Origin of the sequence: Lichenifustis flavocetrariae, from assembly GCF_026130545.1 — a bacterium.
Lineage (GTDB): Bacteria > Pseudomonadota > Alphaproteobacteria > Rhizobiales > Beijerinckiaceae > Lichenihabitans > Lichenihabitans flavocetrariae.
Genome location: NZ_JAMOIM010000054.1, coordinates 1 through 25,785 on the forward strand (window position 1 = coordinate 1; position 25,785 = coordinate 25,785).

A 25,785-nucleotide genomic window follows, 5' to 3' on the forward strand; every position below is an offset into this window, starting at 1 on the left:
AACGCTCAAGATCGAATCGGCTCATTCGCTAAGGGAATCAGCGATTTCCTTGCGTGGCAAGGGCCTGGGTAATTACGTTATCTTCGCACCCGGATATTTAAGGGCAGTCGCAATCGATGAATTATATTCCCGAAGATACGATTGGTCTCCTAAAAAAGGATATAGAACTAGAATTTTTACATTTGCGTAGGTGTCTGCCGCATGCGCAGCGCTTCCACTGACAATTGCAGCAGCAGCAAGCAAGGCCGTAATAGATTCACAACGCGCGAAAATGCTATTTTTGCGTGCCATAGTCTCTCTCCCGTGGGTCAAATTACTTGTCGCTTTGAGCGACATTGGCCGGTCTTCTTTTGTGTCGATGCCAACGCTGGAACTCGTGATCTGTCTGTCACACGGAGTTGGTTCGACCCGCAGATACGAGCGTGTTCAACATAAGCTGGCTTAATTCCAAAGTCTCTCATAAATGCCCTTATCTGAGACATTTCTTCCAAGCGATGTCACGTCAGTCCAGAACACGCCTGGGAGGGTGTATCGACGAGAGGGCAAGCCGACATCGCTGCAAAAGCAGACTAGTGGCGGCTTATCGAGCAACAGCGCGAGATGCGAGACCAGCCCTGTGGATTAGCATGGGGTCCCGCCGCTGATCGTCTCCGAAGAGGAACCCGGCGAGAAGCTTAGAAAGCTTTGGTCATCAGTCTGTTGACTTCGGCGAGGCCCGAGGTCGCGCGACGTACGTGCGAGGCTGCACGGCTTCCGAACTGCCATGTCTCACCGATTGAGGCGACTGACGGCCGCTACCGGCCAGATTCGAGTGTTGGCTCGTGATCGTCACTGACCGCAGCCAGAGACCGTCAGCCGAGTTCGCGTGACACCTGCCGACACGACGATGCCAGGGAGGTCTGCTTTGGCTGAAGCTGATTGGCCGCGAACGGGCGAGGTTGGCCGATAGGAGAACGGCTGGTTTGGCGCGGGCAGCACAAAGAAGGCGACGTAGGGCTGCTGGTCCACGATCTTGCAGCAATGGTCGATGGCGGTCGATCCATCGTTCTCTAAACGGGCAAGCGCCCTTGAACGCGCGTTTTCACCGTCGTTGCTCTTGCATTCGAGGGCTGCGCTGAATGCGGCGGAGCCAACCTGCCGGGGGATTTTGGCTTCCTGAGACAGAAACGGACCGGCAGAAAGGCCCGATGCGGGCACAGACATGTCCGACTTCAGTACCAACGGCCGCTACTACTATGCTGGAAGCGCCGTTGCGGCATCGACGCAGTGTGATGACCTCGTCGAGACTACCAGTTTAGGACTGATCAGAGCACGAATTTGCGCAGGGGAGACGACGCGAGCAGCGGCCCTCGCGCTTCCCTCCGCTACTTCGCCCTCCTTAGTCGACAACGACCTCGTCCTGCAGGTCGGCAAAGCAGGCGAGCTTCTCGGGCCCGAGATAGAGCCAGGGCTCTGAGTGCCGCTGGCTCTGTTCGAAGGCCTCGATATCGGCGTGGTCGGTGGCCAGGATCGAGCCGATCTCGTCGAGGCCGGCCAGCAGAGCCGCACGGCGGAACGGGTCAACCTGAACCGGAAGCACCTTGCCGGATACCAGCACGAGGCGTTCGCCCAGGAGGTCGATGGTGATCGGCTCCGCCGCGCTCGCGGCTGCCAGCAGTTCGGCATAGCGCTCGCCCGTCTCGACGAGCGGCAGCACCCCGTTCTTGAAGCAGTTGTTGTAGAAAATTTCTCCGAAACTCGGCGCGATGACGCATCGGATGCCGAAATCGGCCAGCGCCCAGACGGCTTGCTCCCGGCTTGAGCCGCAGCCGAAGTTGCGGCCCGCCACCATGATGCGGGCAGTATTGTAGGGCGCGTAGTCGAGCACGAAGGGCTGATTGCTGGGCGCGTTGACCCGCTTTTCGTGGAATAGCTGCTCGCCGAGCCCCTTCTTCTCGGGCAACAGCAGGAAGCGGGCCGGGAAGATGATGTCGGTGTTAATGTCGGCGCCCTCGACCGGGGCGGCGACGCTGGTCAGCTCCTTGAAAGGGGTCACGCGCTTGCCTCGATCGTGCGCACATCGCAGAGGTGCCCGGTAACCGCCGCGGCGGCCGCCATGGCGGGGCTCATCAGGTGGGTGCGGGCGCCGACACCCTGGCGGCCTTCGAAATTGCGATTGGACGTCGAGGCGCAGCGCTCGCCGGCCAAGAGCCTGTCGTCGTTCATGGCGACGCAGAGTGAGCATCCGGCGTGGCGCCATTCGAAGCCCGCCGCCTGAAACACTTGGTCGAGCCCCTCCGCTTCGGCCATCAGGCGCACCGAGGCCGACCCCGGCACCACGATGGCCCGCACACTTTCGGCCACATGCCGCCCGGCCACCACCGCTGCGGCGCTGCGCAGGTCCTCAATCCGCCCATTGGTGCAGGAGCCGATGAAGACGCGGTCGATCGCGATGCCGGCTAGCGGCATGCCGGGGGTCAGTGCCATATAGTCGAGGCTGCGCTGCATCCTAGCGCGACGGGAGGGTTCAGGCTCGACGGCCGGATCGGGCACGAGGCCCGTGACGGGACCGCACTCCTCGGGCGAGGTGCCCCAGGACACGATGGGGGTGAGTGCCGCCACGTCAATATGCGCCTCGCGGTCGAACACCGCGTCGGCGTCGCTCGCGAGACCGGTCCAATGCGCGACGGCGGCCCCCCACTCCGCGCCCTTCGGGGCGAGCGGACGATTCTTCAGATAGGCGAAGGTGGTGGCGTCGGGGGCGATCATGGCGACACGGCTGCCCGCCTCGATCGCCATGTTGCACATCGTCATGCGCTGTTCCATCGACAGGGTCGGGATGAGCGAGCCCGCGAATTCCATGGCGTATCCCGTGCCGCCGCCGGCCCCGATGGCGGCGATGACGGCCAGGATCACGTCCTTAACCTGCAGGCCCGGCGGCAGCGCGCCGTCGAGCCACACGCGCAGGCGCTTCTGCTTGGCCTGCCGCAGGGTCTGGGTCGCGAACACGCTTTCGCACTCGCTCGCCCCGATACCGAAGGCGAGCGCCCCGAAGGCGCCGTGCGTGCAGGTATGGCTGTCCCCGCACACCAGCACGGCGCCGGGCAGCGTGAAGCCGAGCTCCGGCCCGATCACATGCACGATGCCGTGCCGCCTGTCGAAGGTTGGCACATAAGGGATGCCGAACCGCTCCGCGTTGTCGGCGAGCCGCGCCACCTGCTTGGCCGCGAGGCCGGAACCGAGCGACACGGCGCCCCGCACCTTGGTCGACACCGCGTGATCGGCCACCGCCACATGGGCGTCGGGCCGCCGCAAGGTCCTTCCGGCGTCACGAAGGCCGGCAAAGGCCTGCGGGCTCGACACCTCCTGCACCAGGTGGCGGTCGACGTACAGCAGGGAGGTGCCATCGTCGTATGTCTTTACGACATGGCGGGCCCAGACCTTGTCGTACATCGTCCGGGAACTGCGCTCCGCATCCGTCATGGCGTGTGCAAGCCTATGCAATGGTCGATCGGTAGCACGTCGGGGCGCTCCGGCTTCCACGTCCTCACGCGAACATGACGGAGCCTCTCAACGCTGCTTGTGCGAGATTAACGACAGTAGAATGCGTATTCAAAGCTTTTGTTCGTGATGGTCAGGCGAGGTCCGTACGGTGTCGCGCCAGACAAATTCGGTTGCCAGCGGCGCATCCGGCTCCGGTGTGGCGACGATCCCGTCCTCGGGGTCGATCCCGAGAGCGTGCAGGGTCGCCTCCACCATGGCGACGAGGGGCTGGCGCATGGTCGTCAGCCGGTAGTTGATCTGGCCGGCCTCGGGCACGCCGTCGAACCCCACCACCATGACGTCGCCCGGAATGGACTTGCCATAGCTGAAACGAAGCGCGTCCATGGCGCCCATCGCCATGGCGTCGTTGATGCCGAAAATGGCGTCGGGGAGCTTGTCGCCCACCTGCTCGACGAGCCGGCGCACGGCGTCCGCGCCCCCGGCGTGGCAGGCATGGCCGGGGAACGACAGGATATCGGCCCGCCGGACACCCGCCTCCAGCAGCCGCTCGACGAAGCCGCGCGAGCGATCCTGGCTGGTCGTGCCCTTCGGGTCGCCGGTGATCATGGCGAAGGATCGAGCGCCCGCGTCGAGCAGGTGCTCGGCCAGCAGGCGCGCGCCGCCCACGTTGTCGCAGCGCACGCTCGGGATGTCGCTCATCGGGATGTAGCGGTTGAACGTCACCACCCGGATGCCGCGGTCCTGGCAGAAGCTGATCATGCGGGTCGACAGCTGCGCCGAGGTCAGGATCAGGCCGTCGACCTGGTAGCGCAGCACCTGGCGGATGGCGTCGTCCGTATCTCCGGTGGAGGGCAGGGTGAAGCTGAGCACCTGGCGGCCGCGCTCCTGCAGGCGCTGGCTAAACTCCTTGAAAACCTGCACATAGAACGGATTGTCGAGGTCGCCGAGCACGATGGCCACGATGTTGGTGCGGTTCGTGGTCAGGCTGCTGGCGATCGAGTTCGGCACGTAGTTCAGCTTGTGCGCGGCCTGGAGCACCTTGTCCCGCGTCGCCACCGCGATGGAGGTGCCGGGGGTGAAGGCCCGGGACACGACCGATTGTGAGACACCGGCCAGCGCCGCCACATCGAACGAGGTTACCCGGGTTCCAATCTTCTTCATCGCACCCATGATTCAATCAATCGAATACCTACAGTTTGGGCCGGCGGCCGTCGACGGGCGTGGTGTCGCGCCGGCGACCAGGGCCAGGGTCAGGCGATATCGGTATCCTCGCGGCCACGGGCGAACTGCGAGACCGTGACGGCCAGCACCAGCGCGCCGCCGTTGAACACGTTGGTCACCCAGAGCGGGATGCCCAACATAGTGAGGCCGGTGATGCCGGTCGACAGGAAGTACACCGCCACGACTGCGCCCCAGGCGTTAAAGCGCCCCGGCATGATGGCGGTGGCGCCGAGATACGCCGCCGCGAAGGCCGGCAGCAGGAAGTTGAGGCCGGAGAACGGATCGGCGGCGCCGAGCAGGCCCGCATAGACGACGCCGGCCAGCGCGGCGAGTGCGCCAGACGCCACGAGGCAGCCGGTGCGCACCCGGTCGACATCGATGCCGGAGAGACGCGCCACCTCGCGGCCGCGCCCCACGAACAGCATGCGGCGCCCGAGCGGCGTATATTCGAAGATCACCCAGATCAGCGTGGCGAGGATCAGGACGTAGTAGAACGAGTAGGAGATGCCGAACAGTCGGCCGCGTCCCACCCAGGCGATCAGGCTCGGCGAGATGCCCCCGATGGTCGACGAATTGGTGATCCACTGCACCAGCCCGGTAATGATCGAGGTGGTGCCGAGCGTTACCACGAGCGAGGGAATGCGCACGTAGACGATGAAGAAGGCGTTGGCGAAGCCGACCAGGATGCCGACCCCGATGGCGATCGGCACCACGAGGCCGACCGGGATGTGGTGGAGCGCGTTGAGCACTCCCACTGTCACGGCCGACAGCGTCAGGGTGGCGCCGACCGAGAGGTCGTAGTCTCCCGCCGTCAACGGGATGATGAGCGCGAGCGCCAGGATGGCGGCCGGTGCCTGGGTGGCGAATAGAATGGAGAAATTCGCCCAGCTGAGGAAGATGCCCGGCAGCAGCACGCCGAAGATGCCGATGATGACGCTCCAGACGCCGAGCAGCGCGAAGCGCTCGACGAAACGGCCGAGGTTGAAGGGCCGGGTGGGCGCTGCCTCAGTGGAGGTCATGTCGGGCCGGGCCATAGCAACGCTCCGCAATATGCTCCTTGCTGATGTCGTCGCCCGTCAGCTCGTGGGCGACCCTGCCGCGCACGAAGATCAGCACGCGATGGCACAGCTCGGCCAATTGCTCGAAGTCCGAACTGGCGCAGAGCACGCTGGCCCCGTCGGCCGCCGTCTTGCGGATGATGCCGAACACCTGCTGGCGCGTGCCCACATCGACCCCTTGCGTCGGCTCGTCGAGCATCAGAAGCTTCGGATTGCGGATCAGCCATTTGGCGAGCAGCACCTTCTGGGCGTTGCCGCCGCTGAGCGCCCCGAGCCGCAGGCCGGGGCTGTTGGGCCTGATCTCAAATGTGCCGGCGAGCTCGCTCGTGCGCCGCGTCATGGCGGCGCGGCGCAGCCCGGCCGGGCCCATGAAGCGGCCGAGATCGAGCACCATCATGTTCTCGGCCACCGACAGGCTGCCTACGCCGCTCGCCTTCGGCCGGTCAGCCGGCAGCAGCGCCATGCCGCGCCGGACAGAGGCCTTCGGCGTCGTGCGGCTGAGCTCGATCGACTCGCCGTCGAGCTCCAGCGTCCCGCTGGTCGCCTGGGTGGCGCCGAACAGCAGGTAGGGCACGCGTTCGTAGCCCGAGCCGATGAGGCCCGTCATGCCGACGATCTCGCCTTCGTGAAGGTCCATGCGTGGCAGGGCCAGGCCCGGCTCGGCCAGCGCCCGGACCGAGGCCCGCACCGCTCGCGCGGAAACGGCCGGCCGCGGGACGGTCTGGCGCGCGATGCGGCGGCCGACGATGCCCTCGACGAAGTCGTCGTGCGAGGCAGAGGCCGTGTCGAGCGTGGTGCTGACCGCGCCATCGCGCAATATGGTGGCGCGGTCGGTGATGTCGCGCACCTCGTCGATGTCGTGCGAGATGAAGATGACGCTGGTGCCTCGCGCCACCACCTGGCGCACGAGGCCGAACAGCCGGTCGACGCCTTCCTTGGGCAGGAACGGCGTGGGCTCGTCGAGCACCAGGATGCCGGGCGCCTGGGTGCCGTCGCCTCCGAGATCGTCGGAGGCGCGCACGATCGCCAGCAAGGCGCGGTCGACCTGCGAGATCGCGGCGACCCGCTCGCGCAGATCGATCCGGATGCCGAAGCGGTCGAGCGCCGCCTGAGCGGCCTTGCGCTCGTGGCGCCAGTCGATGCCGGCGCGTCGTGCCGTGATGGAGGCGACGCGCAGGTTCTCGAGCACCGACAGCGACGGCACGAGGCCGAGGTTCTGGTGCACGAAGGCGATGCGGTAGTCGCGGAACCGGCCCGCCCGCATGGGCAGATCGAGCACGCGTCCGAAGACGCTGATCTGGCCACCCGGGTCGGGCGCATGGAAGCCCGAGAGGATCTTCACGAAGGTCGACTTGCCCGAGCCGTTCTGGCCGAGAAGGCCATGCACCTCCCCCGGTCGCACGCTGAACGTGACCCCCTTGAGGGCGCGGGCGCCGCCGAAGGTCTTGCTGATGTCGGAAACAAGCAGGGCGGGCGCGGCATCCTCGCGCGCGGCGAGACGGGCGGTGCCGCCTGCCGGGCCGCCCTGGCTCATGTCAGTTGATCTTCCAGGTCTGGTTGAAGCCCTTGACGTAGGCATCGCCGTAGCCCGCGTTCGGCACGGCCGGGACGCCAGCGCTCGCGACGTTGGATGCGTCGAAGATCAGGAAGGGCACGCCGATGTCCTTCGGCATGGGCAGGCCGGCGACCTTGCGCAGGTAGCCGTCGATCGTCGCCCGGGCGATCCAGTCGAGGCTCTCGCCGATGTCCATCTCGACCTTGCCGTCGCGGATGAAGTCGAGCACGAAAGGCGTCCCATTGTAGGTCGCGATCTTGACGCTGTCCTCCTTGCCGCTGAGGCTCACGGCCGGCACGACGAACTGGCTCATGCTGTCGTAGATCGGGATGACGTAGTTGACCGTGGGATTGGCGATGAGCGCGGCCTGCACGGCGGGCTGAATCTTCGTGCCCCATTCGGTGATGCCGGCGTTGATCTCCTGCACGATGGTGCATTTCGGGCAGTTCTGGTTGAGCGCGTCGCGGATGCCCTTAACGAGCGGCCCGGTCGGGGGCACCTCCTCGGTCTTGACGATCACGACATGGGCGTCGCCGCCTGTCTTGGCGATCGTCCAGTTCCCGAGGATGACGCCCGCCCCGTAAAAGCTCACCGGCAGATCGCCGGCCAGTAGTGGGTTCGCGGGCTGCGAGGGATCGTAGAAATGCGACGTGAAGACCTTCACGCCGGCCTCCTTGGCCGCGCCGAGCTGCGGCTCGATCACGGCCGGGTTGACGCCCGAGATCAGGTCCACGATGTCGATCTTCTTGCTGATGGCGTAGTCGATGCCCTGCAGCCACTGGCTCGGCTGACCCTGGTTCTCCCACTCGCGGGCGTCGAGACCGATCTCCTTGCCGACCGCGATCTCACGCGTGATGATGCCCTTGAGGAACTGGTTGGAGCTGGTGTTCGGGATCGACAGCATCGATTTGCCTTTGGCGACCGCCCGGATGTCGAAGGCGTCGCCCGCCGGCTTGTACTCGGGCGCCTTACGGTGCTGGTCGACGACCGCATTGGCGCGTGCGATTCCGTCGCTCGCCGCATCGGCCCGCGCCTGACCTGAGAGCGCCAAAAGCGACAGCGTGACCGCCCCGCCGAGCCACGACCGTGTCGAGTTCCGTCCCATGGGGGTGTCTCCTGCGCGCCGCTCATACTCATTCGGATGCATAGAATGCGCATGCAGAGAATGGCTTGGCGTAGCCTCGGCTGTCAATCGACGCCTTGAGCCACCGGATCGAAATTCAGGGCGAGTGCGCCAGCGCTGTATGAAATCTGAGGATAGTCGCACCGCACCCTTCGCATGACACGTCCTCACGACCCACCAAACATTTGAATACGTAGTCTACCATAGCCTCGCCGTCGAGGAGTGATGGGATTTCGATGCATATCCAAGCCTCGCTGCTGCGCCAGACCGGACTCGCGCATCCCTATCGCAAGACGCGGCCGCTGTCCTCCAGGCGGTGGACCTGGCCGGGGCGAGGTGCTGGTCCGCGCCAAGGCGGCGGGGCTCTGCCACTCGAACCTGTCCGTCATCCACGGCAGCCGCCCGCGCCCCATGCCGATAGTGCTTGGCCACGAGGCTGCCGGCGTCGTCGAGGGGTGGCGGATCTGGCGGTCGGCGACCACGTCGTGCTGCTGTTCGTGCCGAGCTGCGGCCACTGCCTGCCCTGCGTCATCGGACGGCCGGCGCTGTGCGAACCGGTCGCCGTCGCCAATGGGGCCGAGTTCTTCTTCGAGATGGTGGGCGCCGTGCCGGCGCTGGAGCTCGCCTACGCGGCGACGGCGCGCGGCGGCACAACATTGACGGCGGGCCTGCCCCACCCCGACCGCAAGCTGTCGATCCAGTCTGTCAGCCTGGTGGCAGAGGAGCGCACCGTGAAGCGCTCCTACATCGGCTCCTGCGTGCCGCGCCGTTATCTGCCGCGCTAGATCTCGCTTTTCCACAGCGGCCGCCTGCCGGTCGACCGGCTGCTCACGCACCGGCTGCGCCTCGACGCGATCATGGAGGGCTTCGACCGCCTGCACGACGGCACCGCCATCCGGCAGGTGGTGCTTTTCGACTGAGCCCGTCGATCGGGAGCACTCAAGTCACTCACCGGCCGTCATGCGCGGGCTTTTCTAGGATGAGCCCACGCATGACGACCAGACGGTCAATGGTATTCCTCGCCGCCCGAGACGTTCATGGACTCGGCCGTGATGTAGGCGGCTTGGTCCGAGCACAGGAAGGCCGCCGCCGCCGCCGTGTCGTCGGGCTTGCCGACGCGGCCGAGCGGGATGCGGGCACGCATGTCGGCCAGATAGTCGTCGACGCTCTGGCCGCGTGCCTTCGACACGAAGTCGTTCTGCCAGGCGCCGAGCCCGGTCGTGACGTGATTGGGGCAGATCGCATTGACCGTGATGCCGTGGGTGCCGAGTTCCAGCGCCGCCGCACGGGTGAACCCCACGACGCCGTGCTTAGACGCCACATAGGCGGTGGCGAGCGCGAAGCCCGACTTGCCGGCCTGCGAGGCGATGTTGATGATCCGCCCGCCGCCGCCCTGCGCGATCATCTGCCGGGCCGCGAACTTGGTCGCGAGCACGACCGCCCGGAGGTTCACGCCGAGCACGGCGTCGAGATCTTCGGCCTTCACGTCAACCAGAGGTCCGAACAGGTAGCCGATGCCGGCATTGTTCACGAGGATGTCGAGCCGGCCGAACCGCGCGACGGTCGCGGCCACGATGGCCTCGATCGCGGTCTCGGCCATCAGGTCGCCCGTGACGGTCTCGACGGTGCCGCCCGCGTCCGCGATCAGCCGGGCCACGCCCGCGAGATCATCGCTGGTGCCGACCCCGTGCGCGGGCGCGATGCTGCCGCTCGTCGACCCGCGGTCGTGCAGCATCACGGCGGCCCCATCCTGGGCGAGCCTCGACGCGATGGCCTGACCCAGGCCGCCGGGGCGTCCCGCCCCGGTGACGAGGGCGACGCGGCCCTGCAGCGGGCCGGGCATCAGCCGCCCACCGGGCGCGAGGTGAGGAACACGGCATCGCCGAAGGTGCGGAACTCGGCCGCGACACGCTGCATCGTCTCCTGCGCAATGTCGTGGCCGAATTGGTCCATGTCCTTCACGTCGACCACCTCGATGTAGTCGTAGGGCGGCTTGGCCTCGCTGCCGAGCACCCCGGTCGTTTCGAATACGTTGAACCCCGCGATGGAGGGCAGGTCGCGCACGATCGGCACGTCGGTGGCGAGCGCCCAGGCCTCGTAGTCGGCCTTCGCGACGCCGGGTTTCAGATTGAACAGCACGAAAATTCTCGTCATGAGGACTGTCCATCGACAGGAGAATTGCATACGCAATCACCCGAGCAGAGCGCTAAGCAATATGCCTGTCAAGCGGGTTCGATGAATTCGCATCCACGCGTTGACAGGGTCGTTTTTCCGTGGATGCTCGACGTCTTCGATGTGTCGGACACAGCGAGACCGGAGGCTTGCATAATGGCGCAGCATCGCGATCGGTCGGGGGCCGCGTGAGCGGGCCGCAGGACGATGTCGTCATCGTCGGGGCGGGGGCGAGCGGGGCCGCCGCAGCGTGGCGCCTCGCCCAGGCAGGCCTGAAGGTCACCTGCCTGGAGCAGGGCGACTGGGTGTCCTACGCGGACGTGCCGAGCCTGCGTACCGACTGGGAACTGGCCCGGCAGACGACCCACCACGCCAGCCCGAACATCCGCCGCGCTCCGGTCGACTATCCGGTCGACGACACGGAAGCGGCCATCAAGCCGCTCCTCTACAACGCGGTCGGCGGCTCCACCATCCTGTGGGGCGCGCATTTCCCGCGCTTCCGCCCCTCCGACTTCAAGGTGAAGACCCTCGACGGCGTCGCCGACGACTGGCCGATCGCCTACGAGGATCTGGCCGCCTACTACGAGGAGAACGACCGCATCGTCGGCGTGGCCGGCCTCAACGGCGACCCCGGCAATCCGCCGCGCGAGCCTCGCCCCATGGCGCCGATCAGCGCCTTTAGGGGTGCCGACCGCGTGGCGGCTGCCTTCGACCGGCTCGGCTGGCACTGGTGGGTGTCGGATGTGGCGATCAATTCCCGACCCTACGGCGAGGGCCGCGGCGCCTGCAACAATTGCGGACCTTGCGACGTCGGCTGTCCGGTCAAGGCGCGGGCGAGCGCCGACATCACCTACTGGCCCCTGGCGCTCGCGGCCGGCGTCCGGCTCGTCACCAACGCGCGCGTATTTGAGATCGAGACGGATAGGCTCGGCCGCGCTACCGGGGTCGCCTATTACGACGCCGCCGGGCAGGCGAGGCGGCATCGCGCCGCCGTGGTTATCCTGGCCGCCAACGGCCTCGGCACGGCCCGCCTGCTGCACCTCAGCCGCTCGGCCCGCGCGCCGAACGGCATTGCCAACAGCTCGGGCCTCGTCGGTCGCAACCTGATGCACCACCCGACCGGCATGGTGACGGGGGTCTTCGACGAGCCGATCGAGGGCTACAAGGGCCCCTACGCGACCTCTATTAAGAGCCAGCAGTTCTATGAGACGGACCTGTCGCGCGGCTTCGTGCGCGGCTACCAGATGCAGCTCGTGCGCAGCAACGGCCCCGTCGGCACGGCGGTGGGCGGCTACCAACCGCGCCTGCCCTGGGGCGCCGGGCATCACGCGGCGTTCCGGCGCGTGTTCAACCACACGGCGAGCCTGACCGTCACCACCGAGGACCTGCCGCGACCCGAGAACCGGGTCGTGCTGTCGGACACGCTCAAGGACGCCTGGGGCATTCCCGCGCCCAAGATGATCTATAGCCTCGACCAGAACACCAAGGACATGATCCAGCATGGCATCGGCAGCGCCACGCGGGCTTTCCGCGAGGCGGGGGCCAGCGACGTCATCGCCGAGGACCTCGTCGCCTATGCGGGCTTCCACCTGCTCGGCACGGCCAAGATGGGGGACGACCCCTCGACCAGCGTGGTGGACCGGTTCTGCCGGAGCCACGACGTCCCGAACCTGATGGTGGTGGACGGCTCGGTCTTCGTCACCGCCGCGGCGCTGAACCCGACCCCGACCATCCAGGCCGTCGCACTCTATGCGGCCGACGCGTTGCTCCGGGATCGGCGATCCGTGGGGGTCGCGGCGTGACCGGCCCCTTGCCGCAACGCCTGCTCTCGGCCGCGCTCGACGTGCTGCTGCCGGGCGACGCGACCTTCCCGGTCGCCTCGACAGTGGGACTCGCCACGCGACTGCTCGACCATCCAGGCCTAGCCGAGCCGGCCCTGGCCGCGGCAGCGCGGCTCGACGACGGCTTCGCCGACCTTGATGCGGCGGCACGGATCGAGGCCATGGCGGCGCTGGAGCGTGCCGAGCCGACGCTGTTCGGCCGCTTCGTCGTGGCGGCGTATAGCGGTTACTACTCGACCCCGGCGGTGCTTGAGGTCGTGGAGCGCACCAGCGGCTACGCGGCCCGGCCGCCGCAGCCCGAAGGCTACGACCTGCCCCCCTTCGACCCGGCCATGCTCGCCGTGCCGGCATCCCGTCCGCCGAGCTATCGCCCCACCCCCGAACGGAGCTGAGCCCATGCCCTTGCGACACAGCGGCAAGACCGTCCTGGTCACCGGCGGGGCCAGCGGCATCGGCCTCGGCATCGCCCGGCGCTTCCTGGTCGATGGCGCCAACGTGGCGATCGTCGATTTGCAAGCTCCTCTGGACGTGCTCGAAGGCAGCCCTTTGGTGCTAAGCGGCGACGCCACGCAGGAGGCCGATATGCAGGACGCCGTGGACAAGACGGTCGAGGCCTTCGGGCGGCTCGACATCGCGGTCAACAATGCCGGCGTGATCGGCATCGGCCCGGTCGCCGACATGGACTTCGCCGAATGGCGCCGCGTGGTCGACACCAACATCCACAGCGTCTTTCTGGGCGCCCGCGCGGCTGCCCGGCAGATGATCGCGCAGGGGCAGGGCGGCAGCATCATCAATGCGTCGTCGGGCGCCGGCCGCAAGGGCGTGGCGAACATCGCTCACTACTGCGCCTCGAAATCCGCCATCATCATGCTGACCCAGGCGATGTCGGTCGAACTCGCGCCGCATCGCATCCGGGTCAACGCCTATGCGCCGGGCCATATCGAAACGCCCTTCTGGGGCGGCATCTCGCAGGGGTTCGCCAGGGTGACGGGCAAGACGCCCGAGCAGGTGGTGGCGGATTTCGCCGCGAGCGTGCCATGGGGCCGCTTCGGCACGCCGGCCGACGTGGCCGCCACGGTTTCGTGGCTCGCCAGCGACGAGGCCGACTACATCAGCGGCCAGACCATCGCCATGAACGGCGCCGAATTCCCGACCTAGGCTATCGCAGCTCTGATGAATGCGCATGCAATCATATGGCAATCTACGCTCATCTGAGCGGCAAATTCCTAGTTTCTCGCCGTTATTTTGGACTTGCTTGGACCAAATCGGCGTGACACTCTTTTTGCATACGCTTGCATAATTATGGCGAACACCTGGACTGCATGGCACAATCCCCGTCTCCGATCCGACTGCAGCACCGGAGCCCAAAGCGGTGACGATGCCGCTCGACGCGACCCGGCAAGCGCCGGCCTCGGCGGGCCAGTCCCGCGAGGCGGACCTTGCACCGGCGATCCTCGAGGCTTCTGGACTAACCGTCGGCTACGGCGCCCCCCCGCCCATCGTGGCGGGCTTTGATCTCACGATCAGGCGCGGCGAATTCGTGGGATTGCTCGGGGAGAGCGGCTGTGGCAAGTCGACGGCGGCCTATGCCCTGCTCGGGCTCGCCCGCCCACCCGGCCGCATCAGCGCGGGCCGCGTGGCGTTCAAGGGCCAGGATCTGCTGACCATGCCGGCTGCGCGGCAGCGCGAGATCCGCGGCAAGCATATCGGCCTGATCGTGCAGAACCCGCGCGGGGCGCTGAACCCCATGCTGCGGGTCGGGCGACAGATTGGCAACGTCTGGCGAGCCCACAACGCTGGTTCGGCGACCCGCGCCGAAGAGCATGCGGTCGAGATGTTGAAGCTCGTCGGCATCAACGATCCGAAGCGGCGCACCGAAGCCTTCGCGCACGAATTGTCGGGCGGCATGGCGCAGCGGGTGCTGATCGCAATCGCGCTGAGCTCCACGCCCGAACTGCTCATCGCCGACGAACCGACGAGCGGCCTCGATGTCACGATCCAGGCCCAGCTGCTCGACCAAATGTGGCAATCCACCCGCCGCACCCATTCTTCGGTCCTGCTGATCACGCAGGAGACAGGCATCGTGGCGAACTACTGCGACCGGGTGCTGGTGATGCGCGAGGGCCGCATCGTCGAGGACATGACGGCCGCCGCCTACCGCCGGGCGCCGCGTCGCTCGCTGCTCGGCGCGGGCAATAAGGCGAAGACGCTGGCGACGCCGGGCGAGGACGACCAGGCTGCCCCCGTGCTCGCAGTCGATCACGTCAGCCGCTTCTTCCCCGTGCCGGGCAGCACCAAGCGCGTGCAGGCCGTCAGCGATGTCAGTTTCGACATCGCCGCCGGCGAAACGCTAGGCCTCGTCGGCGAAAGCGGGTCCGGCAAGACCACAGTGGGGCGTTGTCTGCTCCGCCTGATCGAGCCGAGCGAGGGACGGGTGCTCTATCGCGGCGAACCCCTGAACACGCTCGGCAAGACCGGCATGCGCCGCATCCGCTCGAAGCTACAGATCGTGCTGCAGGACCCCTACGACAGCCTCGATCCGCGCTGGTCGATCCTCCAGACCCTGAGCGAACCCCTCAAGCTGCACACGGACCTCTCGGGCGCGGGCCGGGCCAAACGGGTCGAGGAACTGCTGGCACAAGTCGACTTGCCGAAGACGGTCGCCGCGCTGCGGCCACGCGATCTCGGCTCGGGCGCGCTGCAACGCATCAACATTGCCCGCGCGCTCGCCTGCGCGCCGGATTTCATTGTGCTCGACGAGCCAACATCGGTGTTGGCGCCGGCGGCCCGCACCAGCCTGGTCGAGCTTCTGCTTCGCCTGCAGGCCGAACTCGGCGTGTCGTTTCTGTTCATCTCCCATGATCTCACGACCGTCAGCCAGATCTGCCACCGCATCGCTGTCATGTATCTGAGCCAAGTCGTGGAGGTCGGCACCACCGAGCAGGTGTTCCGTGATCCGCAACACCCCTATACGCGCGCCTTGCTCGCCTCCCATCTCGACCCGCACCCCGAGGAGCGCCGGGTCGACCGCGCCGTGCAGGAGCGCCTCGCGGGCGAGATCCCGAGCCCCATCGACCTGCCGAAGGGCTGCTATCTGCAGAGCCGCTGCCCGCATGCCGTCGAGCGCTGCGCGACAGAGCCGCAGAAGCTGGTGCGCGCCGCCGATGGGCGGATGCTGCGCTGCTGGCGGGTCCTCGCGGACGAGCTTGGCGGCTCCGACATCCCACTGGTGCACGATGCCTGAGCGCATGGCCGACATCGTGGTGGTCGGGGCCGGCAGCGCCGGTTGCCTGCTCGCGAACCGGCTGTCGGCCGATCCCTCGATCAAGGTCGTGCTGCTGGAGGCGGGCGGCCCGGACCGCAATCCGCTCACCCGCGTGCCGCTGCTGGCCGGGCTCGTCTACTACCTCAAGTCGATCAACTGGAACTATCGCACCGAGCCAGACCCGGGCCTCAACGGGCGCTCGCTCGTCTGGCCACGCGGCAAGGTGCTGGGCGGCTCCTCCACCATCAACGGCATGATGTACATGCGCGGCCATCGCCGCGACTACGACGACTGGCGCCAGCAGGGCCTCACCGGCTGGGGCTACGCCGACCTGCTGCCCTATTTCAAGGCCTTTGAGCGCAACCTCTCGCATCCCGAGGACGACTTCTACCACGGTCGCTCGGGCGAGCTCCCGACTGAGACGGCGCGCGGCGCCAATCCGCTCTATCGGCCCTGGCTCGAGGCCGCCAAGGTGGCCGGCTTCCCCGAGAACCACGACCACAACGGCCCCGAGCAGGAGGGCCTCGGCTTCTACGATTTCAACATCGAGCGGGGCCGGCGCGTCACGGCTGCGACCGCCTTCCTGAGCCCGATCGCGCACCGGCCCAACCTCGAGATCGTCACCGGCGCGGAGGTGAGCGCGCTGACGATCGAGAACGGCCGCTGCACCGGCGTTACCTATCGGGCGGGCGGCGAGACCCATGTGGTGAAGGCGCGGTGCGAGGTGGCGCTCTGCGGCGGCGCCATTAACTCGCCGGCCCTGCTGCAACGCTCGGGCATCGGCGACGCGGCGCTCCTCAACAGCCTCGGCATCGACGTGGTGCGGCACGTGCCGGAGGTCGGGCGCAACCTGCAGGATCACCTCGGCGTGTACCTGCACTGGCAATGCCTGCAGCCGGTGACGCTTTACCGGGTGTTCCGGCCCGACGTGGCCGTGCGAGCGGTTCTTCAGGCGCTGCTGTTTGGCACGGGGGTCGGGGCCGCGGTACCGCTCGAGGCGGGCGGCTTCCTGCGCACCCGGCCGGAGCTCGACATTCCGGACATCCACGTCACCTTCGTGCCAGGCCTGTCGCTCGCCGCGACCCGCGCCGGCCAGCGCCGGCACGGCTTCCTCACCAATTTCTACCTGCTGCGGCCGAAAAGCCGCGGCCATCTCGCCATCCGGTCGCGCGACCCGGCGGAGCCGCCGGTCATCGTGCCCGGCTACCTTTCGGACGACGCCGACATCGCGGCGATGCGCGACGGCGTCCGGCTCATCCGCCGCCTCGTGGAACAGGCGCCGCTCGATGCCTACCGGGGCCGCGAGATCGCGCCCGGGCCGTCGGTGACGAGCGATGTCGCCATCGACACCTGGATCCGCGACACGTCCGGCACTACGTTCCATCCGGTCGGCACCTGCCGGATGGGTACCGACGATGCCTCCGTGGTCGACGGGGCTTTGAAGCTGCGCGGCATCGAGAGCTTGCGCGTCGTCGACGCCTCGGTGATGCCGGCCATGATCGGCGGCAACACCAGCGTCCCCACCATGATGATCGCCGAGAAGGCCGCCGACATGATGCTCGGCCGCCCGCCTCGCCCGCGCGCCGAGGAACCGGCAACCCCCGGCCTCGCACCCGCCCGATCGGCTGCCGCATGACGGCGCGCGGCATCGTTTCCGGTTTCTGTTCTGGAGGACACACAATGGCATCGCATTCACGCCGGGCTGCCCGAACGTTGCTGATCGGCTTGGGCTCGCTGTCCTGTCTCGTCGCGGGGGCGACAGGCGCGGCACGGGCCGCCGATCTCCTTCTGCTCGCCGAGGATGTCCCCTCCGGCCTCGATCCCGACGGGCCCTCCATTGCGCTGCCCACCACGCAGGAGGGCATGGTGCAGATGCTGGAGCCGCTGATCGACTACGAGCCCAAGGGACCGAACGACAGCGGCTTCGTGCTGCCCGACTTCTCCAAGCCGCGCGGCCGCCTGCTCGAGGCTTGGGACTACGACCCCAAGGCGCTGACCTGGACGCTGCATCTGCGCAAGGGCGTAAAGAGCTGCGCCGGCAACGAATTCACCGCCGACGACCTGATCTATACCTATGGCCGCGCGCTCTCCACGAGCGGTGCTGTGCCGAATGCCTGGTTCCTGCTCAACATGGGCTCGATCAAGGGCTTCACCAACGACGTGTTCAGCACCGACAAGGCGGTGGCCGATGCCGCCAAGAAGCTGGGCGACGGCATCAAGAAGATCGACGACTACACGGTCGTGGTGCAGCAGACCGAGGTCAACCCGCTCTACTTCGTCAACATGGCGGTGACGATCTCGCAGGGTGTGTTCGATGCCAAGGAGATGCAGAAGCATGCGACCGCCGCGGACCCGTGGTCGCATGACTATGCCAACAACGTGAACCTGCCATCGTTCGGCGCCTATTGCCTGGAACGCTGGGTCAAGGACAGCCAGATCAGCTACCGGGCGAATCCGAACTACTATCGCGGCAAGGCCTTTTACGACCATGTCGTGGTCAAGAAGGTGCCGGAGGCCGCCAACCGGCTCGTCACGCTACGCACCGGGCAGGCCCAGATGGTGCAGGGCCTTAACGCCCACCAGTACGACAGCCTTAAGGATGCCAAGGGGGTCAAGGTCGAGGGCGTGCTCGGCAACGAAGGTCTCTTTGTGGTTATGAACTTCAAGACCAAGCCCTTCGACAACATCAAGCTGCGCCAGGCGATCGCCTATGCGATCCCGTATGAGCGCATTGTGCAGGTGGGTTATTCGGGCCAGGCCAAACAGTGGGAAGGCGTCATCCCGTCGTCCTATCCGGGCTTCGTCAAACAGGCGCAGCCCTATTCGACCGACCTCGCCAAGGCTAAGGCACTGCTCGCCGAGGCGGGCTTTCCGGACGGCAAGGGGCTCGACGCCTACAAGGACGCCTTCAAGCTCAGCTACGTGAGCGAGAAGGAGGCGACCCTCGGCCCGGTCGTCAACGCCATAAGCACCGCGTTGCGCGCTCTGAACATTCCAGTGACGCTCGATCCCATTCCGCAGACCCAGTACGGCGACCGGCAGATCGTCAAGAAGGACCTCGGCTTCGCGGTGAACGACCAGGAGAAGCCGATCGGCGTGGACGCCGGCTATGCCATGAAGCTGTTCTTCGTCTCCAAGGAGGCGGGCGGCATCAACAACATGATGAACTACGCCAACCCCGAGCTCGATGCCCTGTGGGTCAAGGCCAAGATCGAGGGCGACCCGGCGGCGCGCAACAAGGAGCTCGCCGACATGCAGAACATCCTGATGCGCGATGTCGCCTGGCTGCCCGTGGTCGAGTTCAAGACGCAGTTCGGCCTGTCCGATAAGGTCAACGGCCTGACCTGGGTCACCGACAACTCGCCGCGCTTCTACGACCTCAAGAACTGAGGCCGACATCTCCACCGGGGACGCCGCACCCGGCGTTCCCCTCACGCCGCGGGAGCCCCCATGCTGCTTCGCTACATCGGACGCCGCGTCGCGGTCAGCATCGTGCAACTGCTCGGGCTCGTGGTTGTGGTCTTCTTCCTCATCCGGCTGATGCCGGCCGACCCCGTGGCCCGGCTGGTCGGACTGAACGCCTCCAAGGAGGCCTACGCGCAAGCCTCCCACTCGCTTGGCCTCGACCAGCCGCTGCTCACCCAGTTCCTGCAATATTTCGGCCTCGACGGGCGCGGCGGCGGGTTACTCGAAGGTCACCTCGGCGTGTCTTGGGTCACCAACGGATCCGTCCTGACGGAGATTGGCCAGACCCTGCCTGTGACGATCCAGCTCCTCACGCTGAGCTTCATCATCACGCTGCTCATCGCGGTGCCGGTCGGCATCGCGGGCGCGAGCCGGCCGGGCGGCGCCTTCGACCGCGGCGTCTTCGTCTACGGGTTGTTCGGCGGCTCCCAGCCGGAGTTCTGGTGGGGTCTGATGTTCATCTTCGTGTTCTTCTTCAAGCTCGGCATCGCGCCCGCGCCGCTGGGGCTCGTCAATCCGATGGACATGCCGTCCGAACCCATCACCGGCTTCATCCTCCTCGACAGCCTGCTGCGGGGCGAGTTCGACGTGTTCCTCGACGTACTGTGGCACTTAGCGCTGCCGACGCTCACGCTGGTGTTTATCCTGTCCGGCCCGATCATCAAGATGGTGCGGCAGAATATGGTGCGGGCGCTCGGCTCGGATTTCGTGCTCTACGCCCGCGCGGCCGGCCTGCGCGAGTCGACCGTGACCCGCTACGCCTTTCGCATCGCGCTCGCACCCGCGTTGACGCTGGTCGGCATTCTCTACGGCGTGATGCTGGGCGGCGCCGTGCTGGTCGAGACCGTGTTCTCGCTTGGCGGCATCGGCCAATATGCGGTACGGGCGGTGCTGGCTTTCGACTACCCGGCCATCCAGGGCGTGGTGCTGGTCATCACCAGCATCTCGCTCGGCATCTACCTGGTGCTCGATCTCGTCTATGCCGTCATCGATCCCAGGGTGGCCCGCTCATGAGCAGCGCCGACTTCACACTCATCCGCGAGGCCACGGTTCCGAGGCTCCGCCGGCTGCGCGGCCATGGCCTGACCATCGTGGCCGGCCTCGTCGTGCTCGCGATCCTGCTGCTGGCCGTGATCGGGCCGTCGATCTCTCCCTTCGACCCGACGGTCGCCGATGCCGAGCCCTTCCTGCCACCACCCAACCTCTCGGCTTGGCCGGGTCTACTCTGGGCCGCGCTGTCGGGGGCGGGTACGCCCGTCCACTGGTTCGGCACTGACGCCTCGGGGCTCGACGTGTTCTCGCGCGTCATCTCGGCGCCGCGCACCGACCTCTCGATCGCCGTGTTGGCAAACGGTTTCGCGCTGCTCATTGGCGTGCCGGCCGGCCTGCTCGCCGGCTATTTCCGCAACTGGGGCACCGAGACCCTGATGCGGGTGTCGGATGTGCTGCAGTCCTTCCCGGTCTTCATCTCGGCTATGATCCTGGTGGCGCTCGCCGGCCAGTCCACCGTCAACATCGTGGCGGCGCTGGCCGTGCTCTATTCGCCCATCTACGTGCGGCTGATGCGGGCCGAGGTGATGACCCAGGGCGCACGCGGCATGGTGGAAGCATCGCGGGCGCTGGGCTCAAGTGAGGTGGCGATCGCCATCAGGCATGTGCTGCCGAACTCGCTCGGCCCCACGCTGGTACAATCCTCCGTCACCATCGGCTTCGCCATCCTGCTGACGGCCGGCCTCTCCTTTGTGGGGGCCGGCGTGCGACCGCCCACCCCCGAATGGGGCCTGATGATTTCGAACGGTGCCAGCGGCATCATGCTCGGTCAGTGGTGGCCCTCGGTGTTCCCGGGCATCGCCATCTCGCTGACCGTGTTCAGCTTCGCGGCGCTTGGCGATGTGCTGGAACGCGCCTACCGGAGCTAAGGGCCGTTCCACGCCTGAACACGCGGTCGTCATTCCGAGAAGCATAGCGACGGAGCAACCCAGGGGCGGTGCGCGTCTCCCCTCGGTTGCTTCGCTCCGCTCGCAATGACGAGGGTGCTAGTTCTCCAGTCTACGCTGCGGCTGGCCTATTGGTCCGCCAGGATCGCGACGAGGTCGCGCACGTCCGTCATCGTCTCAAGCCCGTCCACAGCGGCGATCAGGCGGTCCACCGTTGCGTTGGCCAGCGGTTTCGCCGCGAAGGTGCAGCAGGTGCGGAACTTGGCGAGGTGCTGCTCGCGGCTGAGCCGCCGCGAGGGGCTCGCCAGCATGGCCTCACAGAGCCAGCGCCACTCGGCGCCATCCTTGGCCCTGATCACCACCTCGTGCGGCACCAGCGCGTTCGGATCGGGATTGTCGTCGACCTGCATGGAGAACAGTCTTGCGAGCTCGTGCGTCCGCGCGTCGGTCAGTTCCTCCCCCCGGTAGTGTTCGAGCCCGATGCGGTCGTTCTGCAGCACCTTGGCGCCGATGAAGGCCGCACAGAGCCGGGCATAGTTGCCGTTGGGGGCGGGCAGGTCGGGTCGGGCGCAGAGCCGGTTGATGAGCGGCGGCCCGCTCACCACGATGGACTCGATCGCGTCCTTGGCGAAGGGGCGTTCCGCGATGAAGCGCATCATGCCCTCGATCAGCCCGTTGCCGGCGCGGCCCGAGGGAAACGGCTTGTGGCTGACCTGCGAGATCTGCCATTCGCGGCCGAGTTTCGTGAGGCCCGGCTCGAGATCCCACTGGCCTTCCATCACCCGCATGTAGCCGAACGGGCCCTCGAAGGTGTCGATCGGCCCGGGGATGCCGGCCGCAACCATGTCGCAGCTCTGCACCGCGGCGCGCGCGTTGAACGCGACCTGCATGGGCAGCACGACGCTGCCTTCGACATGGGGCTGCATGGTGCCGCTCGTCTGCGCGTACTGGATGCCGAAACCGTGCACCATCTGCCGTTCGCTGAGGCCGGCCAGCCGGCCGACTGCCGCGGCTGCGCCGAACCCGCCGGCCGTGGCCGGGCGGAAGAACACCAGCGGCGCCTTGGAGGCCACGCCGAGAGTGGTCGAGACATCGACCCCGGTCGCTACCGCGACCAGCAGTTCGCGGCCCGAGATTCCGCCGGCGCGCTCCGCATATGCGAGCGCGGCCGGCAGCAGCGTCGCCATGGGATGCAGCACCGCGCCCTCGTGCACGCAGTCGAACTCCTGGCAATGGATCTGGAACGCGTTGACGAGCGCCGCGGTGGTAGCCGGCGCGCGACGGCCCGTGCCCCACACCAGCGCCTCTTCGCCGGAGCCCCAGCGCGAGGCGGCGCGCAGCAGCGGCTCGGCCCCATCCGCGGTCGATCCCGAGATGCCGACACCGAGGCTGTCGAGGATGAACACCTTGGCGTGCTCGATCGGGTCTCCGGGCAGCGACTCGTAGCGAGTGGAGACCACATGGTGGGCGAAGCGTTCGCTGGCGACCGGCATCGGCAATACTCCCGGATCATTGGCATGACTACCTATGCATTAGTGCGTGGGCAGGGTGGGCCTGTCAATTGCAGCGGCTGCTAGGTCCCGTCCGGCGGAGTTTCCCTTCTCTCCTTAAGGAAGAACGTGCCTGCAGATCGGCTGAAATCTTTAGCCATCGCGCGCCCATCATGCACCTCGCCCGAGCGCCTCAAGAGCCTGCCGGACGGTCCTCGTCACCCTCGGACTTTCGACTTGCATGCGCATGCAGGAATGGTAGCCTTCGTCCATGCGGGAGCGGGCGGGAGACCGGGTGTGAGCCAGGACGAACTTTCGGACAATTACAAGCGCGCTTACGACAATCGGATCGGCTACGGCCAGCGTCCCGCCCTGATCCTGATCGATTTCGTCGAAGCCTATTTCGACCGGAGCTGTTCGCTCTATGCCGGTGTCGACGCGGCGCTCGCGAGCGCCCTGCGGGTGCGGGCCGCGGCGCGCATCGCTAAGGTGCCGGTCATCTACACCAATGTAGTCTACCACCCGCTGGCGCTCGACGGCGGCCGCTTCTACCAGAAGGCCAAACCCCTCAAAAGCTTCTTATGCGGCAGCCCGATGGGGGCCTGGCCGAAGGGCCTCGAGGTCGCTGACGACGAACTCGTCGTCAGCAAGCAATATCCCAGCGCCTTCTTCGGCACCTCGCTCGCCTCGACGCTGACGACCTGGGGGATCGACACGCTGATCCTCACCGGCCTGACCACCAGCGGCTGCGTGCGCGCCACCTGCGTCGACACCTGCTCGCACGGCTTCATTCCGATCGTGGTGCGGGACGCGTGCGGCGACCGACATCCGGCGCCGCACGAAGCCAATCTCTTCGACATGGACGCCAAATATGCCGACGTGGTCGGCGAGGCGGACGCCATCGCCTATCTCGAGACCAGGACCCAGACCCGATGAGCAAGCGTAGCCTCAAGCAGGCCCTGGCCCAGGGCGAGTTCGTGGCCGCGCCGGGCATCCACGACATGATCACGGCCGTGATCAGCAACAAGGTCGGGCTCGACTTCGCCTATGCGTCCGGCTTCTGGATGACGGCCTCGGCCTTCGGCCTGCCCGACGCAGGCATCGCCACCTACACGCAGATGCTTGACAGGGTGGCGACGCTGGTCCGCACGGTCGATGCCAGCGTGATCGCCGACGCGGACACGGGCTACGGCGGTCTTCTCAACGTGCACCACACCGTGCGCGGCTACGAAGAGGCCGGCGTGGTGGCGATCCAGATCGAGGACCAGGAATTTCCCAAGAAATGCGGTCACACGCCGTTCAAGCGCGTGGTGCCGACCCTCGACATGGTCGAGAAGATCAGGGTCGCCTGCGCGGCCCGCCGCAACCCCGAAACCCTCATCATCGCCCGCACGGACGCGCGCCAGACGGATGGGTTCGAGGGCGCCATGCGGCGCGCCGAGGCCTATGCCGAGGCCGGGGCCGACATTGTGTTCCCGGAGGCCATGGAGAGCGAGGCGGAGATGCGCGAGTCCTGCCGCCGCCTCAACAAGCCCGTGATGGCCAACATGGCCGATGGCGGCAAGACCCCCATCCGCAGCGCCGCGGAGCTGAAGGCCATGGGCTACGCCATGGCAATCTATCCCTCCATGACGGGCCTCGCAGCCGCAGCCGCGGTGGAATCCGCGCTGACCATGTTCAAGGCGACCGGCACCAGCGAGTCGCCCGACGTTCCGCTGTTCAACTTCGGCGCGTTCAACCACCTGATCGGCTTCGACGATGTCTGGGCCTTCGAGCGCAAATGGGCGCGCGGAACGCCCGACAACGCTTGATGGCCCGAGAGTTGCCCATGCTGCGAGGCTGAGGCGCATCGTTAATTTGAAGGGGAGACCGCACGCATGGACATGGGAGTATTTATTCCGATCGGCAACAACGGCTGGCTGATCTCGGAAACCTCGCCGCAGTATAAGCCAAGCTTTGAGCTCAACAAGCAGGTGGTGCAAAAGGCAGAGGCATATGGGCTCGACTTTGCCCTGTCGATGATCAAATTACACGGCTTCGGCGGCAAGACCGAGTTCTGGGACTACAATCTCGAGAGCTTTACTCTGATGGCGGCGCTGGCCGCCGTCACGACCAAGATCAGGCTCTTCGCCTCGACCGCCGTGCTCACGCTGCCGCCGGCCCTCGTGGCCCGCATGGCGACAACGATCGATTCGATCTCAAACGGCCGCTTCGGCATCAACATCGTATCGGGCTGGCAGAGCGCCGAATACGCCCAGATGGGGCTGTGGCCGGGCGATGCTTATTTCGGCTACCGCTATGATTATTCTTCGGAATACGTGGCTGTTATGAAGGAGTTGTGGGCCGACGGTGTGTCCAACTTCAAGGGCCAGCATTTCACCATGACGGACTGCGCCATGAAGCCCGTGCCGACGAACCCGATCAAGATCGTGGCGGCCGGGCAGAGCGGCCGGGGCATGGACTTCGCAGCCGAATATGCGGACTACAATTTCGTGCTCGGTATCGGCATCAACACGCCCACCGCCTGCGCCGAGACCTGTCAGAAGCTGGTCGCAGCGGCCGCCAGGACGGGCCGTGACGTCGGCGCCTACGTGCTGTTCATGGTCATCGCCGAAGAGACCGACGAGCATGCCCAGGCTAAGTGGAAGCGATATCGCGACGGTGCCGACGTGGGGGCGCTGTGGTGGATGGCCGACCAGGGTTCCAAGGATACGAACTCCGATACCGACAGCACGGCCGCGCGGATCAACCTGCCGGAAGGCGCCGTGAACATGAACATCGGCACGATCGTCGGCTCCTATGCCAGCGTCGCGGCCATGCTAGACCAGATGGAGGGTGTCGAAGGCTGCAAGGGCATCATGCTGACATTCGACGACTTCATCATCGGCATGGACGAATTTGGCCAGCGTATCCAGCCCCTGATGCGGTCTCGTGCCCAGGCTGGAGTCGTGACTGCGCCGTAGGAGTGCGATGGAGAGTAGCGAATGCGCAAGAGGCCGGAGCGAGGAGCACTGTCATAGCCTAGCGCTCCGGTTGGCAGACCACGCCGAGCGAACGTCTGGATTCGGGCGCTGCGGTTGCGCCCTGGAATGACCTGATGGTGAAGGGTTACGGACGCCGGCCGGCTCCGGTCGCGCGTCTTGGCTCATAGCCGGCGTCGGTAAGCCGCCCAAGG

General features: G+C 66.6%; 21 protein-coding genes and 1 pseudogene. 12 read left to right on the forward strand and 10 right to left on the reverse strand.

The window, feature by feature from the left end; all coding sequences use genetic code 11:
- Positions 1-828: 828 nt before the first annotated feature.
- The 7 genes from M8523_RS32120 to M8523_RS32150 form a co-directional block, all read right to left on the reverse strand.
- Positions 829-1,197, reverse strand: coding sequence for a hypothetical protein (locus M8523_RS32120; protein WP_282588920.1), 369 nt, complete (start codon positions 1,195-1,197; stop codon positions 829-831).
- A 181-nt stretch (positions 1,198-1,378) separates the two neighbouring features.
- A complete protein-coding gene (gene leuD / locus M8523_RS32125) occupies positions 1,379-2,035 on the reverse strand; it encodes a 3-isopropylmalate dehydratase small subunit (protein WP_282588921.1) in 657 nt (218 codons plus the stop codon).
- Positions 2,032-3,462, reverse strand: a complete 1,431-nt coding sequence (gene leuC / locus M8523_RS32130; RefSeq protein ID WP_282588922.1) for a 3-isopropylmalate dehydratase large subunit — start codon at positions 3,460-3,462, stop codon at positions 2,032-2,034. The genes leuD and leuC overlap by 4 nt, the downstream gene beginning before the upstream one ends.
- Before the next feature lie 129 nt (positions 3,463-3,591).
- On the reverse strand, positions 3,592-4,653 hold the full coding sequence (locus M8523_RS32135; RefSeq protein WP_282588923.1) for a LacI family DNA-binding transcriptional regulator: 1,062 nt from the start codon (positions 4,651-4,653) through the stop codon (positions 3,592-3,594).
- 80 nt (positions 4,654-4,733) lie between these two features.
- Positions 4,734-5,738, reverse strand: a complete 1,005-nt coding sequence (locus tag M8523_RS32140; RefSeq protein ID WP_282588924.1) for an ABC transporter permease — start codon at positions 5,736-5,738, stop codon at positions 4,734-4,736.
- Complete coding sequence (locus M8523_RS32145; RefSeq protein ID WP_282588925.1) at positions 5,710-7,296, reverse strand: sugar ABC transporter ATP-binding protein; 1,587 nt, start codon at positions 7,294-7,296, stop codon at positions 5,710-5,712. Before M8523_RS32145 ends, M8523_RS32140 begins: the two co-directional genes overlap by 29 nt.
- Before the next feature lies 1 nt (position 7,297).
- On the reverse strand, positions 7,298-8,422 hold the full coding sequence (locus M8523_RS32150) for a sugar ABC transporter substrate-binding protein (protein ID WP_282588926.1): 1,125 nt from the start codon (positions 8,420-8,422) through the stop codon (positions 7,298-7,300).
- A gap of 254 nt (positions 8,423-8,676) precedes the next feature.
- On the opposite strand from M8523_RS32150, the pseudogene M8523_RS32155 reads away from it, so the two are divergent.
- Positions 8,677-9,360, forward strand: a pseudogene (locus tag M8523_RS32155) (alcohol dehydrogenase catalytic domain-containing protein).
- Between the two features lie 86 nt (positions 9,361-9,446).
- Here the strand turns inward: M8523_RS32155 and M8523_RS32160 are convergent.
- Together M8523_RS32160 and M8523_RS32165 are read right to left on the reverse strand one after the other, a co-directional pair.
- Positions 9,447-10,283: an SDR family NAD(P)-dependent oxidoreductase gene (locus tag M8523_RS32160; RefSeq protein WP_282588927.1), complete on the reverse strand. Its 837-nt coding sequence runs from the start codon at positions 10,281-10,283 to the stop codon at positions 9,447-9,449.
- Entirely contained in the window at positions 10,283-10,594 is a 312-nt protein-coding gene (locus M8523_RS32165) for a RedY/HapK family protein (protein ID WP_282588928.1), read from the reverse strand. The genes M8523_RS32160 and M8523_RS32165 overlap by 1 nt, the downstream gene beginning before the upstream one ends.
- 206 nt (positions 10,595-10,800) lie before the next feature.
- Between M8523_RS32165 and M8523_RS32170 the strand changes: the two genes are divergently transcribed.
- The 8 genes from M8523_RS32170 (at position 10,801) to M8523_RS32205 (ending at position 21,102) form a co-directional block, all read left to right on the forward strand.
- Positions 10,801-12,414 (forward strand): GMC family oxidoreductase, encoded by a 1,614-nt coding sequence (locus M8523_RS32170; RefSeq protein ID WP_282588929.1) that lies wholly within the window; start codon positions 10,801-10,803, stop codon positions 12,412-12,414.
- On the forward strand, positions 12,411-12,845 hold the full coding sequence (locus M8523_RS32175; RefSeq protein ID WP_282588930.1) for a hypothetical protein: 435 nt from the start codon (positions 12,411-12,413) through the stop codon (positions 12,843-12,845). Before M8523_RS32170 ends, M8523_RS32175 begins: the two co-directional genes overlap by 4 nt.
- A 4-nt stretch (positions 12,846-12,849) precedes the next feature.
- Positions 12,850-13,611, forward strand: coding sequence for an SDR family NAD(P)-dependent oxidoreductase (locus M8523_RS32180; protein ID WP_282588931.1), 762 nt, complete (start codon positions 12,850-12,852; stop codon positions 13,609-13,611).
- Positions 13,612-13,831: 220 nt separating this feature from the next.
- Positions 13,832-15,697 carry a dipeptide ABC transporter ATP-binding protein gene (locus M8523_RS32185; protein WP_282588940.1) on the forward strand — a complete coding sequence of 622 codons (1,866 nt, stop codon included), beginning with the start codon at positions 13,832-13,834 and terminating at the stop codon, positions 15,695-15,697.
- A gap of 4 nt (positions 15,698-15,701) precedes the next feature.
- A complete protein-coding gene (locus M8523_RS32190) occupies positions 15,702-17,354 on the forward strand; it encodes a GMC family oxidoreductase (protein WP_282588932.1) in 1,653 nt (550 codons plus the stop codon).
- Between the two features lie 44 nt (positions 17,355-17,398).
- Complete coding sequence (locus tag M8523_RS32195; RefSeq protein ID WP_282588933.1) at positions 17,399-19,108, forward strand: ABC transporter substrate-binding protein; 1,710 nt, start codon at positions 17,399-17,401, stop codon at positions 19,106-19,108.
- 60 nt (positions 19,109-19,168) lie between these two features.
- A complete protein-coding gene (locus M8523_RS32200) occupies positions 19,169-20,197 on the forward strand; it encodes an ABC transporter permease (RefSeq protein ID WP_282588934.1) in 1,029 nt (342 codons plus the stop codon).
- Positions 20,194-21,102, forward strand: coding sequence for an ABC transporter permease (locus tag M8523_RS32205; protein ID WP_282588935.1), 909 nt, complete (start codon positions 20,194-20,196; stop codon positions 21,100-21,102). The genes M8523_RS32200 and M8523_RS32205 overlap by 4 nt, the downstream gene beginning before the upstream one ends.
- A 146-nt stretch (positions 21,103-21,248) precedes the next feature.
- Here the strand turns inward: M8523_RS32205 and M8523_RS32210 are convergent, their stop codons facing one another.
- Positions 21,249-22,613 (reverse strand): MmgE/PrpD family protein, encoded by a 1,365-nt coding sequence (locus tag M8523_RS32210; RefSeq protein WP_282588936.1) that lies wholly within the window; start codon positions 22,611-22,613, stop codon positions 21,249-21,251.
- Between the two features lie 294 nt (positions 22,614-22,907).
- On the opposite strand from M8523_RS32210, the gene M8523_RS32215 reads away from it, so the two are divergent.
- The 3 genes from M8523_RS32215 to rutA all read left to right on the forward strand — a co-directional run bounded on the left by M8523_RS32215 (position 22,908) and on the right by rutA (position 25,573).
- Positions 22,908-23,546 (forward strand): isochorismatase family protein, encoded by a 639-nt coding sequence (locus tag M8523_RS32215; protein WP_282588937.1) that lies wholly within the window; start codon positions 22,908-22,910, stop codon positions 23,544-23,546.
- A complete protein-coding gene (locus M8523_RS32220; protein ID WP_282588938.1) occupies positions 23,543-24,421 on the forward strand; it encodes an isocitrate lyase/PEP mutase family protein in 879 nt (292 codons plus the stop codon). The genes M8523_RS32215 and M8523_RS32220 overlap by 4 nt, the downstream gene beginning before the upstream one ends.
- A 66-nt stretch (positions 24,422-24,487) precedes the next feature.
- Positions 24,488-25,573, forward strand: coding sequence for a pyrimidine utilization protein A (gene rutA / locus M8523_RS32225; RefSeq protein ID WP_282588939.1), 1,086 nt, complete (start codon positions 24,488-24,490; stop codon positions 25,571-25,573).
- Positions 25,574-25,785: the final 212 nt, after the last annotated feature.

What these genes read in the sequence shown, in the direction of transcription:
- M8523_RS32140 (WP_282588924.1), bottom strand. Translation starts at nt 5,738, where the DNA reads ATGGCCCGGCCCGACATGACCTCCACTGAGGCAGCGCCCACCCGGCCC.
- M8523_RS32150 (WP_282588926.1), bottom strand. Translation starts at nt 8,422, where the DNA reads ATGGGACGGAACTCGACACGGTCGTGGCTCGGCGGGGCGGTCACGCTG.
- leuC (WP_282588922.1), bottom strand. Translation starts at nt 3,462, where the DNA reads ATGACGGATGCGGAGCGCAGTTCCCGGACGATGTACGACAAGGTCTGG.
- rutA (WP_282588939.1), top strand. Translation starts at nt 24,488, where the DNA reads ATGGACATGGGAGTATTTATTCCGATCGGCAACAACGGCTGGCTGATC.
- M8523_RS32210 (WP_282588936.1), bottom strand. Translation starts at nt 22,613, where the DNA reads ATGCCGGTCGCCAGCGAACGCTTCGCCCACCATGTGGTCTCCACTCGC.
- M8523_RS32220 (WP_282588938.1), top strand. Translation starts at nt 23,543, where the DNA reads ATGAGCAAGCGTAGCCTCAAGCAGGCCCTGGCCCAGGGCGAGTTCGTG.
- M8523_RS32200 (WP_282588934.1), top strand. Translation starts at nt 19,169, where the DNA reads ATGCTGCTTCGCTACATCGGACGCCGCGTCGCGGTCAGCATCGTGCAA.
- M8523_RS32160 (WP_282588927.1), bottom strand. Translation starts at nt 10,283, where the DNA reads ATGCCCGGCCCGCTGCAGGGCCGCGTCGCCCTCGTCACCGGGGCGGGA.
- M8523_RS32195 (WP_282588933.1), top strand. Translation starts at nt 17,399, where the DNA reads ATGGCATCGCATTCACGCCGGGCTGCCCGAACGTTGCTGATCGGCTTG.
- M8523_RS32165 (WP_282588928.1), bottom strand. Translation starts at nt 10,594, where the DNA reads ATGACGAGAATTTTCGTGCTGTTCAATCTGAAACCCGGCGTCGCGAAG.
- M8523_RS32180 (WP_282588931.1), top strand. Translation starts at nt 12,850, where the DNA reads ATGCCCTTGCGACACAGCGGCAAGACCGTCCTGGTCACCGGCGGGGCC.
- M8523_RS32135 (WP_282588923.1), bottom strand. Translation starts at nt 4,653, where the DNA reads ATGGGTGCGATGAAGAAGATTGGAACCCGGGTAACCTCGTTCGATGTG.
- M8523_RS32145 (WP_282588925.1), bottom strand. Translation starts at nt 7,296, where the DNA reads ATGAGCCAGGGCGGCCCGGCAGGCGGCACCGCCCGTCTCGCCGCGCGC.
- M8523_RS32190 (WP_282588932.1), top strand. Translation starts at nt 15,702, where the DNA reads ATGGCCGACATCGTGGTGGTCGGGGCCGGCAGCGCCGGTTGCCTGCTC.
- M8523_RS32185 (WP_282588940.1), top strand. Translation starts at nt 13,832, where the DNA reads ATGCCGCTCGACGCGACCCGGCAAGCGCCGGCCTCGGCGGGCCAGTCC.
- M8523_RS32205 (WP_282588935.1), top strand. Translation starts at nt 20,194, where the DNA reads ATGAGCAGCGCCGACTTCACACTCATCCGCGAGGCCACGGTTCCGAGG.